The organism is Pantoea sp. AG1095 (genome assembly GCF_003208415.1).
Lineage (GTDB): Bacteria > Pseudomonadota > Gammaproteobacteria > Enterobacterales > Enterobacteriaceae > Pantoea > Pantoea leporis.
Window position 1 is genome coordinate 1 of sequence record NZ_QKMJ01000014.1, and the last position, 17,807, is coordinate 17,807.

Consider the following 17,807-nt stretch of genomic DNA (forward strand, 5'->3'; position numbering starts at 1 on the left):
TCACTCGTGAGGCTTTGATATTTTTTTGCGTCCGGAGACGCGGATATCAATCCTGCGAGTGCCCACACAGATTGTCTGATAAATTGTTAAAGAGCGTTGCGAACAGCGGCTGAACCGTCTGTCGCGAGGTGGCGTATACTACGCTACTCTCCTTCGGAGTCAAACACTTTTTTCAGCGTCTTCATCCGGCGGGATGAATTTCTTCACTCCCTGCCGAGCCGTCTGCGTTGCCGCTTTGCCGTCTCAGTGGTGGCGCATTATAGGGATTTATTCGGAGCTGACAAGGGTTAATTGCAAAAAAATGACTGAGCGCCTCTTTTTTAAACGAACGCGTTAAAAACGGACATTTCCCGGCGAAGAATCAGTCAAAATCGCCGCTTCATCGGCATAAATCAGCGCCATCACCTTAAACACCAATGCTATTCTCTTTAACCAAACGTAATTTCTTTGTCGCAGGCTGACAATTATTCGAGAAGGACTTTCAATGATTCGCTCCGCGCGCAGCATGGCCGGCTTGCCCTGGATCGCCGCCATGGCGTTTTTCATGCAAGCACTTGATGCCACCATCCTGAATACTGCGCTCCCTGCTATCGCCACCAGCCTTGAACGTTCCCCTCTTGCCATGCAATCCGCCATCATCAGTTACACGCTAACGGTAGCGATGCTGATTCCGGTGAGTGGCTGGTTAGCCGATCGCTACGGCACACGCAAAATCTTCATTCTTGCGGTATCGCTATTTACGCTGGGTTCGCTGGCCTGCGCCTTATCCGGCTCGCTGAGCATGTTGGTGGTCTCGCGCGTGGTACAAGGGATTGGCGGGGCGATGATGATGCCCGTCGCGCGCCTGGCGTTGTTACGCGCTTATCCACGCAGTGAACTGCTGCCGGTGCTGAACTTCGTTACCATGCCGGGTTTAGTGGGCCCGATTCTGGGCCCAATGCTGGGCGGATTGTTAGTAACCTACGCCAGCTGGCACTGGATATTCCTCCTCAACATTCCCATCGGTATCGCCGGCATCTTCTACGCACGCAAATATATGCCGGACTTCACTACTCCAAAACGCCGCTTCGACTTTTCAGGCTTCCTGCTGTTTGGTTTAGGTCTGGTGCTGATCTCGGTCGGTATCGAGTTGTTTGGCGAGCGCGTGGTGTTGCCGTGGCAAGCGTTGTTGGTGCTGTTTGGCGGCATTGCATTACTTCTTCTCTATATAGTGCACGCGCGTCGCCATCCGGCACCGCTGATTAATCTGCCAATGTTTAAAACCCGCACCTTCTCGGTCGGCATCATTGGCAACATAGCTTCGCGCCTGGGTACCGGCTGCATTCCGTTCCTGATGCCGCTGATGTTGCAGGTGGGCTTTGGTTATCCCGCACTGATTGCCGGTTGCATGATGGGTCCAACGGCGATTGGCGCGCTGCTGGCGAAATCCACGGTGACGCAAGTGCTACGCCGCTTTGGTTATCGCCATACGCTGGTAGGTATCACCATTATTATTGGCATATTGATCGCCACCTTCTCACTGCAATCGCCGGGTGGCAGCGTGGTGATGTTGCTGGCGGCACTGTTGATTCTGGGGATGGCGATGTCAACGCAGTTCACCGCGATGAACACCATCACGCTGGCAGATTTAAATGATGAGAACGCCAGCGGCGGGAACAGTGTGCTAGCGGTAACGCAGCAGCTGTCGATCAGCTTTGGCGTGGCGGTGAGTGCCGCAGTGCTGCGTTTCTATCAGGATGTCGAGGCCACAACCGTCGCGCAATTCCACGCCACCTTCCTGACGATGGGCGTCGTCACGGTGTTGTCTGCCTTTACCTTTATGATGTTACGTCCGAGCGATGGGCGTAATCTGATCGCCAACCGCGAGAAAAAGAAGAAAGCGACTTAGACCGAACCGCGCTCCACCAGCTCCGGCGTCAGCACCAGCGTTTGCTGACTGGCGTCGGGATCGCCCATACGATGAATCAAGGTATCAATCGCCAGTTCACCTAACTCATCTTTCGGCTGATGGATGGTACTAAGCGGCGGAGTCAGGTAACGCGCCAGCTCAATGTTGTCATAGCCCATCACCGCAATATCCTGCGGCACGCGCAATCCGGCCTGGAACAAGGCGTGATAGACGCCAACCGCCATCGCATCGTTGCTGGTAAATATCGCTTCTGGCAGCGTATCCAGCGTCAGCAGTTGATTCATGGCGTTGAAGCCGCCCTGAAACTCGAAATCACCATCAACCACAAAACCCGGCAGAACCGATAATCCGCTGTTGGCCATCGCTTTATGGAAACCTTCAAGACGCAAACGCGCGGGCGTTTTATCCTGCGGCCCGGCGATACAGGCAATGCGCGTATAGCCACGATCGATCAGATGCTGGGTGGCCAGTTCGCCGCCGAGCAGCGCGTTGTCCTGAATAATGTCGCCGCGTCCTTCAAATGGCGCCCAGTCCATCATCACCATCGGTACCGAGGGATAACGATTGAGGATCTCCGCCGACGGCAGATGGGTTTCGGTGCACATCATCAGTAAACCATCGACGCGCTTTTGCATCAGCGTTTCGAGGCTGCGATTCATACGCTCTTCATCGCCTTCGGTATTACACAGAATCAGGCTGTAGCCGCGTTCGTAGCAGCTGTTTTCTACGCCGCGCACCACTTCGGAATAGAACGGGTTACTGCTGGCGGTCAGCAGCATGCCGATGGTGCGGGTTTGTTTGATCTTCAGGCTACGTGCCAGCGCGGACGGCGCATAGTTCAGCTCACGAATTGCCTGTTCCACCTTTTCACGCACCTGCTCGCTGACAAAGCGATTGTTATTGATGACGTGTGAAACGGTGGAGGTAGAGACGCCCGCCAGGCGGGCGACATCTTTCATGGTAGCCAAGCGCTTAGTCCTGTTGTTGCAGGAAGGCGTCAATCTCAGTGCGCCACGGCACTGAGGGCTGCGCGCCCGGACGCGTCACTGCAATCGCAGCGGCGGCATGGGCGAAACGTACAGCATCATGCATCGCCACACCTTCCAGACGTGCGGTAATAAATGCCCCGTTGAAGGTATCGCCCGCTGCGATAGTATCGATGGCCTGCACGCTGAAGCCCGGAATGCGCACGCCGTTGCCTTGCTCACTCAGCCACACACCGCGACGGCCCAGCGTGATCAACACGGTAGCAATACCTTTCGCATGCAATGCCGCAGCAGCACGCGCGGCATCTTCATCGCTCTTCACCGCAATACCGGTGAGAATTTCAGCTTCGGTTTCATTTGGCGTGATGATGTCGATAAGCGCGAGCAGCTCATCAGAGAGCGCCGTGGCCGGTGCGGGATTCAGGATCACTTGCGTCTGCTGCGCGCGAGCAATCTTCGCGGCGGCCAGAACGCTTTCCAGCGGAGATTCCAGCTGCATCAGCAACGCATCAGCATCGGCAATCACCTGCTGATGCTGCGCAACGCGAGCCGGCGTCAGCGCGGCATTGGCACCGGAATAGATGCCGATATTATTTTCGCCTTCGCCATTCACGAAGATCATCGCTACACCGGTCGATTCATCTGCGACGGTTTCAACCGGTGCAGTATCAATGCGGTCTTGCTGCAACTGCTGACGAATACGCTCGCCAATATCATCAGCGCCTACGCAGGCAATAAAAGCAATGTCTGCACCGGCACGGCTCGCAGCCACAGCCTGATTGGCCCCTTTGCCGCCAAAAGCAATTTGATACTGTTTCCCGATCACCGTTTCGCCCGGACGTGGAAAATGGGCGAGGTTAAGGATGTGATCGGCATTGATGCTGCCGAGAACGGCCAGTTTTGCGCTTGTGGTCATTGGGATTCATCCAGAAAGATGCGCCACCAGGACGGTGGCGCGTTGCCCTGCTTTTCTTTACTTATTATTTGGTCACCAACTTCAGGTCAACCGGATTAACCGCCTGCACCTTCTCACCTTTCAATACTTTATCGGCAGTCTGCACGCCAATCACACCAATCTTGTCTGGCATCTGCGCCACAGTCGCGGTCAGTTTACCCGATTCTACGGCTTTCACACCGTCAGCGGTGCCGTCAAAACCCACCACCAGCACGTCGGTTTTACCCGCGGTTTGCAGCGCACGCAGCGCGCCCAGCGCCATTTCATCGTTCTGAGCGAAGACGGCCTGCACATCCGGATGTCCCTGCAGCAGGTTCTGCATGACGTTCAGACCTTTAGTACGGTCGAAGTCAGCAGGCTGGCTCGCCAGGATGTTGAATTTGTGGGCATCGGCTGCCTGTTTGAAGCCCTCGCCACGCTCGCGCGCCGCAGACGTACCGGCAATGCCTTGCAGCTCAATAATTTTCGCGCCATCGCCCAGTTTTTTGGCGATGAAGTCACCGGCCATTTTGCCGCCGAAGCGGTTGTCAGAAGCTACGTGGCTCACCACGGTGCCTTGTGCTGCTACGCGGTCCAGTGTGATCACCGGAATATTTGCCTGGTTCGCCATCTTCACGGCGTTACCCACCGCATCAGAATCAGTTGGGTTGATCAGCAGCAGCTTGGTGCCGCGCACCGTCAAATCCTGCACGTTCGCCAGCTCTTTCGCCGGGTTGTTCTGCGAATCCAGCACCACGAGGTTATAACCCAGTTGGTCAGCTTCTTTCTGTGCGCCATCTTTCAGTGACACAAAGAACGGATTATTCAGCGTAGATACCACCAGAGCAATGGTGTCCTTAGCCATCGCGCCAGCACTGAGGGTGGCGCCAAGAATGACGGCCAATGCAGTTAACTTTTTCATTTTTAAATCCTGTGTGAAGGTCAGAGTTATTTACTGCTTTTGTTATCCACCAGCACCGCTAGCAGAATGACGACGGCTTTAACAATCATTTGGTAGTAAGACGATACGCCCATCAGATTCAGGCCGTTATTCAGGAAACCGAGGATCAACGCACCAATCAGCGTGCCCATGATGCGACCTTTACCGCCCGCCAGGCTGGTACCGCCCAGCACCACCGCAGCAATCGCATCCAGTTCATAACCGGTGCCCGCTGTAGGTTGTGCGGAAGAGAGACGCGCCACTTCGATGGTGCCCGCCAATGCCGCCAGCAGGCCGCACAGCGAATATACGATGATTTTAACGCGATTAACGTTGATGCCCGACAAACGCGTGGCCGCTTCGTTGCCACCCAGCGCATAGATGTAACGACCAAGGCGCGTGTGATGCAGCATGTACCACGCCAGCCCGAACACCGCGACCATCAGCCACACCGGCGTTGGAATGCCCAACGGGCGACCGATGCCGAACCAGCCGAACAGATCGGCGTTATCGTTGAAACCGGTATTGATTGGGCTGCCGTTGGTGTAAACCATGGTGACGCCGCGCAGCAGCAACATCATCACCAGCGTGGCGATGAAAGCCTGCACCTTGCCGCGCGCTACAATCACGCCGGTAATACCGCCAATCGCCGCCCCCAGCGCCAGCGAAGCCGCAACGGCCACCAGCGCATTCACCTCTAATCCGACAATCGATGCCGCCACCGCGCCGGTCAGCGCCAGCAGCGATCCCACCGATAGATCAATGCCCGAGGTCAGAATCACCAGCGTCATGCCGACCGCCATGATGGCGTTGACGGACGTCTGCTGCAGAATGTTGAACATGTTGGCCAGCGTGAAGAAGTTCGGACTCTGGCTGGCAACCACGGCAATCAGCACTATCAATGCAATCAGTGATTTCTGCTCCAGCAGCCAGGCTTTGCTGAACCAACGACGGCTGGCGGGTAAGGTTTGGGTGCTCATACAACTAACTCCTCGCTGTGTTGCTTACCGACTGCCGCCGCCATCAGGGATTCCTGGGTAGCTTGCTCACGGGAAAATTCGCCACTCAGATGGCCTTCATGCATCACCACGATGCGATCGCTCATGCCCAGCACTTCCGGCATTTCCGACGACACCAAAATGATGCTCAGCCCTTCGGCTTTAAACTGGTTTATTAACTGATAAATTTCTTTTTTTGCCCCGACATCGACGCCGCGTGTCGGCTCATCAAGAATCAGCACATCAGGGCGCGTCATCAGGCCACGCGCAATCGCCACTTTTTGCTGATTACCGCCAGACAGCAGACCAATCGGCTGCTCCATTGACGGGGTTTTAACGTTGAACAGGCGGATAAAATCGCCCACCGCCAGCTGCTCGTCGCTGTGGCGCAGGTTGCCCGCGCCAGTGCTGAAATAGCGCAGCGCGGTCAACGACATGTTCTCTTTCACCGACATGCCGAGCACCAGACCATCGCGCTTGCGATCTTCCGAGATATACACAATGCCGCTGGCGAGGCCATCCTGCGGAGAGCGGGTCACGATCTCGCGGCCGTTCAGCGTCACTTTGCCTTTGCTGCGCGGCAGCGCGCCGTACAGCACTTTCATCAGTTCGGTACGTCCTGCGCCCATCAGACCCGACACGCCAAGGATTTCCCCTTTGCGCAGCGTAAAGCTGACGTTATCAACGCCCGGACCGCTGAGATTTTCGACTTTTAAGCGGATCTCGCCCGGCTGTTGATCGATACGCGGATATTGATCTTCCAGCTTGCGGCCGACCATCATCTCGATCAGGCTCTCTTCGCTGAGATCGCACACCGCGCGTTCGGCAATAAACTGCCCATCGCGGAACACAGTGACGTCATCGCAAATCTCGAAGATCTCTTTCATGCGGTGCGAGATATAGACGATGCCGCAGCCCTGCGCTTTCAGTTCATTGATGACGCGGAACAGCGACAGCGTTTCGGTATCTGTCAGCGCATCAGTCGGTTCATCCATAATGATGACTTTCGACTCGAAGCTGAGCACTTTGGCGATCTCGACCATCTGCTGATCGCCAATCGACAAATCTCCCACCAGCTTGTGGCTGTCGAAACGCAGATTAAGGCGCTTTAATAGCGCATCCGCTTCGGCATACATCTTTTTCCATTCGATGCGGCCAAAGCGGTTAACACATTCGCGGCCAAGGAAGATATTCTCGGCAACAGTCAGCTGCGGAATCAGGTTCAGTTCCTGATGGATAATGCCAATGCCTGCTTCCTGCGACGCCTTTGGACCGGAGAACGCCACATCCTTACCCAGCCACTGCAGGGAACCGGCATCCATGCTGTAAATGCCGGTCAGCACTTTCATCATGGTGGATTTGCCCGCGCCGTTTTCACCCACCAGCGCCATCACGCGTCCTGGATAAACGGCCAGCGATGCGCCATTCAACGCCTTCACGCCAGGAAACGACTTTTCAATTCCTTTGAGTTGCAATAACGGTTGCATAGCGGCCTCAGAAGGTCACGCCGGCGCTCAGGATGACATTCGCATACGGAGAACACTCTCCGCTGCGAATGACCGCCTGACTACGCTGCGTATGTTGTTTGAATTGTTCATGGCTGGTGTAACGGATGGTGATGACATTTCCCTGGTGCTGTTGCAAGGCTTCGAGCACGGCGAGCAGTGCGCTGTGGAGCTGCGGATTGTGCTGCTTAATCTCCTCCGCCATCAGGGCGCTTTCGACCTGCATCTCCTGCGTGACAACGTCAACTACCTGTAGAAATTCGGGCGTACCCGGCGTTAACGCCAGATCGATGCGCTGTGGACCGGCCGGAATCGGCAAGCCTGCATCTGCAATCGTCAGCGTATCGGTGTGCCCCAGGCGAGCAATCACATGTGAGACTTCAGCGTTTAACAAGCGACCTTTTTTCATTTATTCCACTCCACAGCGAAACGTTTCGCTGATCGGGAGTGTATAAAATGCGCACGGCAACTCAATGGCGGCATCACGGAAATGTGATCGCCATCGAAACGTTTCGCTTGTGCCAGAGAGAATTTGAGTTTGGTGGGATTTTGGAGCCGCTGCTGCGGCCCCGAAGATGGGATTACGGCAGTTTACGTACCTGTTTCACGTCCAGTTCGATGGAGTTGAAATCTTTATCCAGTTCGCCGGTCAGTTCTACCTGATCCTTCGGCGTGATGGTCAAACCGTTCCAGCGTTTATGATCGATTTCAACCTTCATGGTGCCGGTGGCATCACGGAACTGATAATCCTCATCACCGATTTGCTTCTCAAGCGTACCGCGCACGGTAATCCAGCTATCGTCTTTCATCTCTTCGGCCTGTTTCACCGTGACAACGCTGGTGTTATCGGCTTTGAACCCGCCGGACTTCACCTGCGCGGATGGCGCATTGGGATCAACAAAGCCACCTTCCTGAGCGGCAAGAACCGGCGTGGCGGCCAGGGCGACAATCGCTAACAGAGCTGCAGACTTTTTCATAATTCACCTCTTTTCCATGAATGTGTCGGTTTACGGGAGCTATTTCACCATAAGGTTCTTAACAGGATCTTAAGAGAATCCGTTTGTCTAACATTCATGAAAAATAGTCTATTTGACGGGATTTTCGCTGTACAAGAGCAATTGTGCTTCGTATAACTCCGCTTAACAGAAGGAGAGTTGATGCGCATTTTACTGATTGAAGATGACACGCTGATTGGCGACGGTTTGAAAGTCGGGTTGACCAAACTCGGTTTCAGCGTGGATTGGTTTGTCTCCGGCGAAGCCGGATTTCAGGCGTTGACCGCCGCGCCCTGGGACGCAGTGGTGCTGGATCTGTCGCTGCCCGAACGCGATGGTCTGGATATCCTGCGTCAGTGGCGCCAGCAAGGACACGATGTGCCGGTGCTGATCCTCACCGCGCGCGATGCGCTCGATCAGCGCGTCCAGGGATTACAACTCGGCGCCGACGATTACCTGTGTAAGCCGTTTGCGTTAACAGAAGTGGCGGCACGCTTGCAGGCGCTAATCCGTCGCCGTCACGGGCAACTGCAGCCGGAACTGAAACACGGCAACGTGGTAATGGCGCCCGGCAGCCACAGCGTGCTGTGCGATGGCGAAGCCGTCAGCCTGAAGAGCCGCGAACTGGCGCTGCTGGAACTGTTTCTGCGTAATCCTGGCCGCGTGCTGACGCGCAGTCAGCTGGAGGAGAAGCTCTACAGCTGGGATGAAGATGTCTCCAGCAATGCGGTGGAAGTGCACATTCATCATCTGCGCAAGAAACTCGGCAGCCAGTTTATTCGTACCGTACACGGCGTCGGTTATACGCTGGGAGCGGCGGAATGAGTCTGTTTCTGCGCCTCGCCATCGGCTTTGTGCTGCTGATTATAGTGTGCGGCGGCCTGGCCGGCCTCAGCGCCTGGCATCAAACCCGCGATACGGTGAACGAGCTGTTTGATACTCAGCAAATGCTGTTCGCCAAACGGCTGATAGCGCTTGATCCCACCTCACTGCAGGACGTGACGTTGCCGAAAACCAAAGCGATCCTGCGCCATCACCGCGGCGATCAGGATGATGATGCGCTGGCATTTGCCATTTTCAGCGCGGCAGGCCAACCGTTGTTGAACGACGGCGAAAACGGCCGCGATCTGCAATTCGATCATCAGCGCGATGGCTTTGTTGATGGACGACTGCGCGGCGATAAAGACAGCTGGCGCCTGGTGTGGCTCACCTCCGAGGATAAGCGCTATCGCGTGGTGGTCGGGCAAGAATGGGAATACCGCGAAGATATGACGCGCGATCTGGCGCTCAGCAGCCTGCTGCCGTGGCTGATTGCCATGCCCTTTATGTTGCTGCTGCTACTGGCGCTGGTGTGGTTCGAGCTGCGCCCGTTGAAACGCCTCACGCTTTCCCTGCATCAGCGTGCGCCGGATGATGCCACGCCATTGCCGGACACGCGCTTGCCTAAAGAGGTGAAGCCGCTGGTGGTGGCGCTAAACGGCTTGTTCAGTCGTATGGCGCATCTGGTGCAGCGCGAACGTCGTTTTACCTCCGATGCCGCCCATGAACTGCGCAGCCCGCTGGCGGCGCTGCGCGTGCAGAGTGAAGTGATTCAGTTGGCTGATGATGATGAGGCGATGCGCAAACGCGCCATTCAGCAACTGGATAGCGGCATCGTGCGCGCCACGCGTCTGGTGGATCAGCTCTTAACGCTGTCACGCGTGGAAGCAGACGATCTGCGCAGCGAGTTTCAACCGGTGGCGCTGGCGTCGCTGCTGCAAAACCTGCTGGCGGAGCACTTCCCGCAGGCAGAACAACAAAACACCGCTTTGCAGTTCACCAGCCATGCCGAACCGGTGATGAACGGTCATCCGCTGTTGCTGGGGTTGATGGTGCGCAATCTGCTGGATAACGCGCTGCGCTATTCGCCGTCGGGCAGCACTGTTGATGTGCAGCTCAATGCCCGCGCCATTACCGTTGATGATAACGGGCCAGGCGTCAGCGATGAGCAGTTGATAAGGTTGGGTGAACGCTTCTGGCGACCGCCAGGACAGGCGCAAACCGGCAGCGGATTAGGGCTTTCCATCGTGAAAAATATTGCCCAGCTGCACGGCGTTCGCTTGCAGTTCAGCCAGCGCGCCAGCGGAGGATTGCGCGTCACCTTAAGTTGGTGACGCGCACAGCGTTAAATCTCGACCTGGGTTCCCAGCTCGATCACGCGGTTCGGTGGGATTTCAAACTGATCGGGCGCGCGCAGTGCATTACGTTGCAGCGCGAGGAACAGCTTGCCGCGCAGGCGCAGATACCACGGACGATCGCCGATAATCAGCGATTCATGCGACATAAAGAAGGAGGTTTCCATCATGCGGCAGTTCAGGCCTTCAAGACCGCAGCGGTGGAAAATCTCTTCGACGTTTGGCGTTTCGCGCCAGCCGTAACTCGCCACCACGCGCCAGAAAGTCGGCGACAACTGTTCGATGGTCACACGACGGACGTTGTGCACGTAAGGCGCATCTTCCGTACGCAGCGTCAGCAGCACCACGCGCTCATGCAACACTTTGTTGTGCTTGAGGTTATGCAGCATGGCAAACGGAATCACATTCAGCGCACGCGACATATACACCGCGGTGCCCGGCACGCGTACCGGCGGCGATTTCTCCAGCGACGCAATCATCGCTTCCAGTGAATTGCCGTGCTCATGCATACGACGCAGCAGACGGAAACGCTCGCTTTTCCAGGTAGTCATGATGATGAACATCATCAGCGCCAGCGTCAGCGGCAGCCAACCGCCGGAGAACACCTTGATCAGGTTGGCGGAGAACAGCGACACGTCGATGATCAGCATGGCAATCAGAATCAGCACCACCAGATAGCGGTTCCAGTGCCAGTTTTGAATCGCCACGGTAGAACAGAGAATGGCGGTCAGCACCATGGTGCCGGTGACCGCGATGCCATAAGCCGCCGCCAGATTGCTGGAGTGCTCGAAGCCGACAATCACAATCACCACCGAGAAGTAGAGCAGCCAGTTAATCACCGGAATATAGATCTGCCCGGACTCCTCTTCTGAGGTGTGCACAATGCGCATCGGCGGCAAATAGCCGAGACGCACTGCCTGACGCGTTAATGAGAACACGCCGGAAATCACCGCTTGCGAGGCGATCACTGTGGCTAAGGTGGCGAGAATCAACATCGGGATCAGCATCCAATCCGGCGCAAGCAGGAAGAACGGGTTTTTGATCGCTTCAGGATGTTTGAGCAGCAGCGCGCCCTGACCAAAGTAGTTGAGCACCAGTGAAGGCAGCACCACGATAAACCAGGCGAGACGAATCGGGAATTTACCGAAGTGGCCCATATCGGCATACAGCGCTTCCACGCCGGTAATCGCCAGCACCACCGCGCCCAGCGCGAAGAAAGAGACACTTTTGTATTGAATAAAGAAGTGCAGCGCCCAGTAAGGATTCATGGCGTGCAGCACGTCAGGATTATTAATGATGCTACGCGCACCCAATACGGCGAGGATGATAAACCACAGCAGCATTACCGGCGCGAACAGCTTACCGACAATGCCGGTGCCGTGCTTCTGGATGACAAACAGCAAGGTCAGCACCGCAATCGCCAACGGCACGATGTAGGTATCGAGGCTCGGCGCGGCAATTTCCAGACCTTCTATCGCCGATAGCACCGACACCGCCGGCGTGATCACAACTTCCCCGTAGAAGAAGCTGCCGCCGATCAGGCCCATGATCACCAGTATCGCGGTGGCTCTGGCGCCGGTATTTCGTCCGGCCAGCGACATCAGCGTTAAAATCCCGCCTTCACCGGCGTTATCTGCACGCATCACGTAGCTGATGTACTTCAGCGACACCACCAGAATCAGCAGCCAGAAAATCAGCGACAGGAAGCCAAAAACCGCTTCGCGCTCCACGCCAAATCCAAACTGACCAGAGAGGCATTCACGCAATGTATAGAGTGGGCTGGTACCGATATCGCCATACACCACGCCAATTGCCGCCAGCGTGACTGCCCCAAGGGACTGTTTCTTATCCGAGCTCATAAGTTGTCTTTTGTTGGAGCCGGAGGCGCTTGCCTTCCGCTCAAGCCATCAAAAAGCGCACAGTATGCACATATTCCCAAAAAAACCTACTCTTACAAAGTGTCACCATCGCGTCGGTGACGCGGTTTTTCGCCGAAAATAGCGCCAAAAAACCGTTGGAAGCGGCGAGTTTTCTCGCATCAACCTTCTGAAACAAAAAAGCTGACGGCTATCAACGCAATCGCGCATGATAATCAGTAGAGTATTGCGCTCGCCAGACTATGACGGCACCAGTATCAAAAGGATAATGATGTGATTATGGCTCAACCCCATCTTTTGGCAGAAAGAATTTCTCGCCTGAGCAACGCTCTGGAAAAAGGGCTGTATGAACGCCATCATGCGATCCGCCTCTGTTTGCTGGCTGCCTTAAGTGGCGAAAGCGTGTTTCTGCTCGGGCCGCCGGGCATCGCCAAAAGTCTGATTGCCCGCCGATTGAAATATGCCTTCCAGCACGCCCGCGCATTTGAATACCTGATGACCCGTTTTTCCACCCCCGAAGAGGTGTTTGGCCCGCTGTCGATTCAGGCATTGAAAGATGAAGGGCGTTATCAGCGTCTGACCAAAGGTTATCTGCCGGATGCCGAAATTGTCTTCCTCGACGAAATCTGGAAAGCCGGACCGGCGATTCTTAATACCTTGTTGACCGCCATCAACGAACGCCGCTTCCGCAATGGCGACAGCGAAGAAAAAATCCCAATGCGCCTGCTGGTTACCGCTTCCAATGAATTGCCGGAAGCCGATAGTGGCCTGGAAGCGCTGTATGACCGCATGTTGATTCGCCTGTGGCTGGATAACGTGCATGAGAAGCAGAACTTCCGCAGCATGCTCACCCACCAGCAGGATGAAAACGACAATCCAGTGGCGGAATCGTTGCGCATCAGCGACGAAGAGTATGAGCAGTGGCAGAAAGGCATCAGCCAGGTCAGTTTGCCGGATCATGTGTTTGAACTGATTTATCAGCTTCGTCAGCAGTTAGAAACGCTGCCGGACGCGCCGTACATTTCCGATCGTCGCTGGAAGAAAGCCATTCACCTGTTGCAGGCTAGCGCCTTTTACAGCGGCCGCGTGGCCATCGCGCCCATCGACTTAGTGCTGCTGAAAGATTGCCTGTGGCATGACGTGGCGTCGATGAAAATGCTGGATCGCGAAATCGATACGCTAATGTCGCAACACGCGTGGCAGCAACAGGCGCTGCTACACAAGCTGCAGCAGATCAAAAGCCGCCGGCTGGCGCTGCAACAGCAGCAAAGCGTGGCGCAAGCGCTGACGCTGGAGAAACACAGCGGCATGTTCAGCCGCAAACCGCACTACGAATTACCCGCCGCCATCACCGATGATCAACTGACGCTAATGCTGCAACAACCGTTGATGCTGCACGACATGCAGGTGACGCACATTCTGATTGGCCGCGAAGCGTTGGATCAGTGGCTGCTGAAGGGCGGTGAAATCCGTGGCAAGCTGAACGGCATCGGCTTTGGTCAGACGCTGGATATGCTGGTGGATACCCATCACTGTTTGACGCTGCGCGATGTCAGCCTGCAATCCACGCGTCTGACGCTGCCGGGCGCCAGCAGCAGCAGCGAGATGCCGCAGGAGATCGCTGATGAATATGACGCGCTGGAAACCCAGCTGCGCGCGCAGCGCACGCTGTTCAGCCAGCATCAGCGCTGTCTGTTCATTAGCGATGACTGGCTGGCACGCATCGAAACCAGCCTGCAGGATGTCGCGGAACAGCTGAAACAGGCGAGAAAATGATCTCACTGGAGACGCTGAGTGCGCTGTTGTCGATTGGCGAAACCGAGTTAATCGAAGAGCTGATTATCGCGCTGCTCGCCTCGCCGCAACTGGCGATGTTCTTTGAGAAATTTCCCCGCCTGAAACAAGCCATGATGCGCGATCTGCCGCGCTGGCGATCGGAGATCGCCGAGCAGATCAAAGTTACGCCGGTGCCAGAATCGCTGGCTCAGGAGTTTCAGCTGTTTCAACAGATGCAGCTACTCAGCACGCAACATTTCACCCAGCAGTTACCCAACATTATGAAGCAGCTGAAAAGCCTGCCGTCGCCGTTCATTGAAGAAGCCAGCAAACTGCTGCTGAATGCTGAAAGCGACCAGCTCAGCAACGCGCAACATACCTTGTTCCTGCAACGCTGGCGCCTCAGCCTGACGCTGCAAACGCTGACGCTGAATGAAACCCTTCTGGAAGAGCAGCGCGAACGCTTGATGGCCGAGCTGCAGCAGCGCATGGCGATCAGCGGTCAGCTGGCGCCGATTCTTACCGATGACGATGAAGCCGCCGCCGGACGCCTGTGGGATTTAAGCAAAGCGCCGCTACAGCACGGCGATTATGAACTGATCGTGCAGTACGGCGATTTCCTCGTCCAGCAGCCGGAATTGATGAAGCTGGCGCAGCAGCTGGGTCGCAGCCGCGAGGCCAAATCGGTGCCGTCGCAGGATGCGCCGCTGGAAGCGTTTCACCAGTTGGTGCGCGAACCGGATAACGTGCCGGAAGAAGTCAGCGGCATTCATCAAAGCGATGATGTGCTGCGTCTGTTGCCACCTGAGCTAGCGGCATTGAGCATAAGCGAGTTAGAGCTGGAGTTTTATCGGCGTTTAGTCGAGAAACGCTTGCTGACTTATCGTCTACAGGGCGATGCGTGGCACGAAAAAATCACCATGAGTCCAGTCAGCCACCAGCAGCATGAAGAGCAACCGCGCGGCCCGTTTATCGTCTGCGTTGATACGTCCGGATCGATGGGCGGTTTCAATGAACGCTGCGCCAAAGCCTTTTGCCTGGCGCTGCTGAAAGTGGCGCTGGCGGATAAGCGCCGCTGCTATATCATGCTGTTCGCTCATGAAGTGATCGGTTATGAACTCACCGCTGATAACGGCATTGAGCAGGCGATCCGTTTCCTCAGCCAGCGTTTTCGCGGCGGTACCGATCTCGCTGCCTGCCTTGCGGCGGTGGTGAAACACATGGAAGGCAGCGCGTGGCAGGAAGCGGATGCGGTGATCGTTTCGGATTTTATTGCCCAGCGTTTGCCGGACGACATCGTCAGCACCATTAAGCAGCGTCAGCGCCAACATCAACAGCGCTTCCACGCGGTAGCAATGTCGCTGCATGGCAAACCCGGCATTCTGCGCATCTTCGATCACATCTGGCGCTTCGATACCGGCCTGAAAAGCCGTCTGCTGCGCCGCTGGCAGCGCTAATTCATCTGGCGGAAATGCTAATTTGCTATATTGATAAGTTCGAGCATTTAGCAAACTGGAGCACCTTGTGACGACCGCCCAACTTCCCGCACCGACCCGTACGCTGAAACTTTCCGGCCAACACTCCGAACAAAAACGGGCCGAGCTGCTGGCGTACTTCACCCAAACCTGGGAACTGTATGAAAGCCTGTTTGATTGCCTGGCGGACGAGCGCGCCTGGTTTAACAAAGCCATTTCGCTGCGCCATCCGCTGATCTTCTATTTTGGTCACACCGCAACCTTCTACATTAATAAGCTGATGGCGGGCCGCTATCTCGATCAACGCGTTGACGATCGTATTGAGGCGATGATGGCGATCGGCGTGGATGAGATGAGCTGGGACGATCTCAACGACAGCCATTACGACTGGCCGACCATCGCAGAAGTGCGCGACTATCGTGGCAAAGTGAAAAGCCTGGTGAGTGAGTTTATTCGCACCATGCCGCTGGAACTGCCGATCGACTGGAACAGCCCGGCGTGGGTGATTTTGATGGGCATCGAACACGAACGTATTCATCTGGAAACCTCCAGCGTGCTGATGCGCCAGTTGCCGATTGAATGGGTTAAACCGCAGCCGCACTGGCCAGTCTGCCCGCAGGCGCGTCACGATCGTCGATCGGTACCGGAAAATTCTCTGATCGCGATGCCCGGCGGCCGTGTGCAGCAGGGTAAAACCGACGACACTTATGGCTGGGATAACGAATACGGTAGCCAGCAAACCGAACTTAAGCCGTTTAAGGCCAGCAAAATGCTGGTCAGCAATGCCGAGTTTTATCGTTTTATTGCGGCGGACGGTTATAACGATCGCCGCTGGTGGGATGACGAAGGTTGGGGCTGGCGTGAATTTTCCGGTGCGCAGATGCCGACATTCTGGGTCGGTGACGAAAAGCTGCCCGATCAGCTAAAACTGCGCGTGCTGGCCGAAGAAGTGGCGATGCCGTGGGATTGGCCGGCGGAAGTGAATCAACTGGAAGCCGCCGCGTTCTGTCGCTGGCTGGCGGAAGAGACCGGTAAATCTGTTCAGCTTCCCTGCGAAGCCGAATGGGCGCAGCTGCGTGAGCAAGTTGGCGGCGATCAGCCGGACTGGACTGAAGCGCCGGGCAACATCAATCTGGCATACTGGGCTTCCTCCAGCCCGGTCGATCGCTTCGTACAAGGTGAGTTTTACGACATCGTCGGCAACGTCTGGCAGTGGACCACGACGCCAACCAACGGTTTCGAAGGCTTTAAGGTGCATCCGCTCTACGACGATTTCTCCACACCAACCTTTGATGGCAAACATGCGCTGATCAAAGGTGGCAGCTGGATTTCCACCGGCAACGAAGCGCTGAAATCTGCGCGCTACGCTTTCCGTCGTCACTTCTTCCAGCACGCCGGTTTCCGCTATGTCGTTTCTTCCCATGAAGAGAGCATGACGCTCAATCCTTATGAAACCGACAGCATGGTGTCGCAGTATCTCGATTTCCAGTACGGACCGAGCTACTACAACGTACCCAACTACGCAGCTGCACTGGTGGAAAAACTGCTGCCGCACTGTACTGCGCTTGGTCAGGCGCTGGATATCGGCTGTGCCACCGGGCGGGCCAGCTTTGAACTGGCGCGACACTTCGAGGCAGTAACGGGCATGGATTACTCGGCGCGCTTTATTGATGTTGCGCTGCAGCTGACCTCCGGTGAGGATTTCCGCTATGTGGTGCCCGAAGAGGGCGATCTGGTGGAGTATCGTCAGGTGCGGCTGAAAGAGTTTGGTCTGGAAGCTGAGCAAGCGCAGCGTATTCAGTTTGTGCAGGGCGATGCCTGTAACCTGAAGCCGCAGCCGGACCGTTACGATCTGGTGCTGGCCTCTAACCTGATCGATCGTCTGCGTCAGCCAAAACGTTTCCTGCAGGATGTCACGCCGATGATCCGCGCCGGTGGTTTGCTGGTGCTGTCATCGCCGTATACCTGGCTGGAAGATTTCACGCCGAAAGAGAACTGGCTGGGCGGTGTTCGCGAAAATGGTGAAGCGCTGACAACCTATCAGGCGCTGCAGCGTCTGTTACGTGATGCCTTTGACGAAGTGGCACCGCCGCAGGATGTACCCTTTGTGATCCGCGAAACGGCGCGCAAATTCCAGCACACGCAGGCGCAAGTGACCTTCTGGCGTAAGCGCTAAAAAGCAGGCAGACAACGGCATGGCTGTTGTCTGCACCTTGCCTGCACCGCTAATTTGCTGCA

The 17,807-nt window shown here is 56.0% G+C and carries 15 protein-coding genes; 6 read left to right on the top strand and 9 right to left on the bottom strand.

All coding sequences use genetic code 11. The annotated features are described in order from the left end of the window. Positions 1-333: 333 nt before the first annotated feature. A complete protein-coding gene (locus DEU53_RS23100) occupies positions 334-546 on the bottom strand; it encodes a hypothetical protein (RefSeq protein WP_167391204.1) in 213 nt (70 codons plus the stop codon). On the opposite strand from DEU53_RS23100, the gene mdtD reads away from it, so the two are divergent. Next, positions 485-1,888: a multidrug transporter subunit MdtD gene (mdtD, locus tag DEU53_RS20655; protein ID WP_101763927.1), complete on the top strand. Its 1,404-nt coding sequence runs from the start codon at positions 485-487 to the stop codon at positions 1,886-1,888. The two genes, DEU53_RS23100 and mdtD, sit on opposite strands and share 62 nt — an antisense overlap. Here mdtD and rbsR read toward each other — a convergent pair. The 7 genes from rbsR to DEU53_RS20690 form a co-directional block, all read right to left on the bottom strand. After that, positions 1,885-2,877, bottom strand: coding sequence for a ribose operon transcriptional repressor RbsR (gene rbsR, locus DEU53_RS20660; RefSeq protein ID WP_368734931.1), 993 nt, complete (start codon positions 2,875-2,877; stop codon positions 1,885-1,887). The two genes, mdtD and rbsR, sit on opposite strands and share 4 nt — an antisense overlap. A gap of 4 nt (positions 2,878-2,881) precedes the next feature. Then, positions 2,882-3,811 carry a ribokinase gene (rbsK, locus tag DEU53_RS20665; protein WP_110868229.1) on the bottom strand — a complete coding sequence of 310 codons (930 nt, stop codon included), beginning with the start codon at positions 3,809-3,811 and terminating at the stop codon, positions 2,882-2,884. A 64-nt stretch (positions 3,812-3,875) separates the two neighbouring features. After that, complete coding sequence (gene rbsB, locus DEU53_RS20670; protein WP_008106759.1) at positions 3,876-4,751, bottom strand: ribose ABC transporter substrate-binding protein RbsB; 876 nt, start codon at positions 4,749-4,751, stop codon at positions 3,876-3,878. 26 nt (positions 4,752-4,777) lie between these two features. Next, the gene (gene rbsC, locus DEU53_RS20675) at positions 4,778-5,749 is read right to left on the bottom strand and encodes a ribose ABC transporter permease (protein WP_008106756.1); all 972 of its coding nucleotides are present in this window, start codon (positions 5,747-5,749) and stop codon (positions 4,778-4,780) included. Then, the gene (gene rbsA / locus DEU53_RS20680; RefSeq protein WP_101763923.1) at positions 5,746-7,254 is read right to left on the bottom strand and encodes a ribose ABC transporter ATP-binding protein RbsA; all 1,509 of its coding nucleotides are present in this window, start codon (positions 7,252-7,254) and stop codon (positions 5,746-5,748) included. Before rbsA ends, rbsC begins: the two co-directional genes overlap by 4 nt. A gap of 7 nt (positions 7,255-7,261) precedes the next feature. Next, positions 7,262-7,681, bottom strand: a complete 420-nt coding sequence (rbsD, locus tag DEU53_RS20685) for a D-ribose pyranase (RefSeq protein ID WP_101763922.1) — start codon at positions 7,679-7,681, stop codon at positions 7,262-7,264. A 172-nt stretch (positions 7,682-7,853) separates the two neighbouring features. Continuing rightward, on the bottom strand, positions 7,854-8,249 hold the full coding sequence (locus tag DEU53_RS20690) for a YgiW/YdeI family stress tolerance OB fold protein (protein WP_110868230.1): 396 nt from the start codon (positions 8,247-8,249) through the stop codon (positions 7,854-7,856). A 180-nt stretch (positions 8,250-8,429) separates the two neighbouring features. Here DEU53_RS20690 and qseB point away from each other — a divergent pair, with 180 nt between their 5' ends. Next, entirely contained in the window at positions 8,430-9,092 is a 663-nt protein-coding gene (gene qseB / locus DEU53_RS20695; protein ID WP_101763920.1) for a quorum sensing response regulator transcription factor QseB, read from the top strand. Further along, positions 9,089-10,420 carry a quorum sensing histidine kinase QseC gene (gene qseC / locus DEU53_RS20700; protein WP_110868231.1) on the top strand — a complete coding sequence of 444 codons (1,332 nt, stop codon included), beginning with the start codon at positions 9,089-9,091 and terminating at the stop codon, positions 10,418-10,420. The genes qseB and qseC overlap by 4 nt, the downstream gene beginning before the upstream one ends. An 11-nt stretch (positions 10,421-10,431) precedes the next feature. On the opposite strand, the gene kup is transcribed toward qseC, so the two are convergent. After that, entirely contained in the window at positions 10,432-12,300 is a 1,869-nt protein-coding gene (gene kup, locus DEU53_RS20705) for a low affinity potassium transporter Kup (protein ID WP_101763918.1), read from the bottom strand. A 297-nt stretch (positions 12,301-12,597) separates the two neighbouring features. Between kup and ravA the strand changes: the two genes are divergently transcribed. From ravA to ovoA, 3 genes are all read left to right on the top strand, one after another. Then, the gene (gene ravA, locus DEU53_RS20710; RefSeq protein WP_101763937.1) at positions 12,598-14,094 is read left to right on the top strand and encodes an ATPase RavA; all 1,497 of its coding nucleotides are present in this window, start codon (positions 12,598-12,600) and stop codon (positions 14,092-14,094) included. Then, on the top strand, positions 14,091-15,551 hold the full coding sequence (gene viaA, locus DEU53_RS20715; RefSeq protein ID WP_110868232.1) for an ATPase RavA stimulator ViaA: 1,461 nt from the start codon (positions 14,091-14,093) through the stop codon (positions 15,549-15,551). Before ravA ends, viaA begins: the two co-directional genes overlap by 4 nt. A gap of 67 nt (positions 15,552-15,618) precedes the next feature. Further along, complete coding sequence (gene ovoA, locus DEU53_RS20720) at positions 15,619-17,745, top strand: 5-histidylcysteine sulfoxide synthase (protein WP_110868233.1); 2,127 nt, start codon at positions 15,619-15,621, stop codon at positions 17,743-17,745. Positions 17,746-17,807: the final 62 nt, after the last annotated feature.

What these genes read in the sequence shown, in the direction of transcription:
- mdtD (WP_101763927.1), top strand. Translation starts at nt 485, where the DNA reads ATGATTCGCTCCGCGCGCAGCATGGCCGGCTTGCCCTGGATCGCCGCC.
- DEU53_RS23100 (WP_167391204.1), bottom strand. Translation starts at nt 546, where the DNA reads ATGAAAAACGCCATGGCGGCGATCCAGGGCAAGCCGGCCATGCTGCGC.
- rbsK (WP_110868229.1), bottom strand. Translation starts at nt 3,811, where the DNA reads ATGACCACAAGCGCAAAACTGGCCGTTCTCGGCAGCATCAATGCCGAT.
- rbsB (WP_008106759.1), bottom strand. Translation starts at nt 4,751, where the DNA reads ATGAAAAAGTTAACTGCATTGGCCGTCATTCTTGGCGCCACCCTCAGT.
- rbsC (WP_008106756.1), bottom strand. Translation starts at nt 5,749, where the DNA reads ATGAGCACCCAAACCTTACCCGCCAGCCGTCGTTGGTTCAGCAAAGCC.
- rbsA (WP_101763923.1), bottom strand. Translation starts at nt 7,254, where the DNA reads ATGCAACCGTTATTGCAACTCAAAGGAATTGAAAAGTCGTTTCCTGGC.
- rbsD (WP_101763922.1), bottom strand. Translation starts at nt 7,681, where the DNA reads ATGAAAAAAGGTCGCTTGTTAAACGCTGAAGTCTCACATGTGATTGCT.
- DEU53_RS20690 (WP_110868230.1), bottom strand. Translation starts at nt 8,249, where the DNA reads ATGAAAAAGTCTGCAGCTCTGTTAGCGATTGTCGCCCTGGCCGCCACG.
- qseB (WP_101763920.1), top strand. Translation starts at nt 8,430, where the DNA reads ATGCGCATTTTACTGATTGAAGATGACACGCTGATTGGCGACGGTTTG.
- qseC (WP_110868231.1), top strand. Translation starts at nt 9,089, where the DNA reads ATGAGTCTGTTTCTGCGCCTCGCCATCGGCTTTGTGCTGCTGATTATA.
- kup (WP_101763918.1), bottom strand. Translation starts at nt 12,300, where the DNA reads ATGAGCTCGGATAAGAAACAGTCCCTTGGGGCAGTCACGCTGGCGGCA.
- ravA (WP_101763937.1), top strand. Translation starts at nt 12,598, where the DNA reads ATGGCTCAACCCCATCTTTTGGCAGAAAGAATTTCTCGCCTGAGCAAC.
- viaA (WP_110868232.1), top strand. Translation starts at nt 14,091, where the DNA reads ATGATCTCACTGGAGACGCTGAGTGCGCTGTTGTCGATTGGCGAAACC.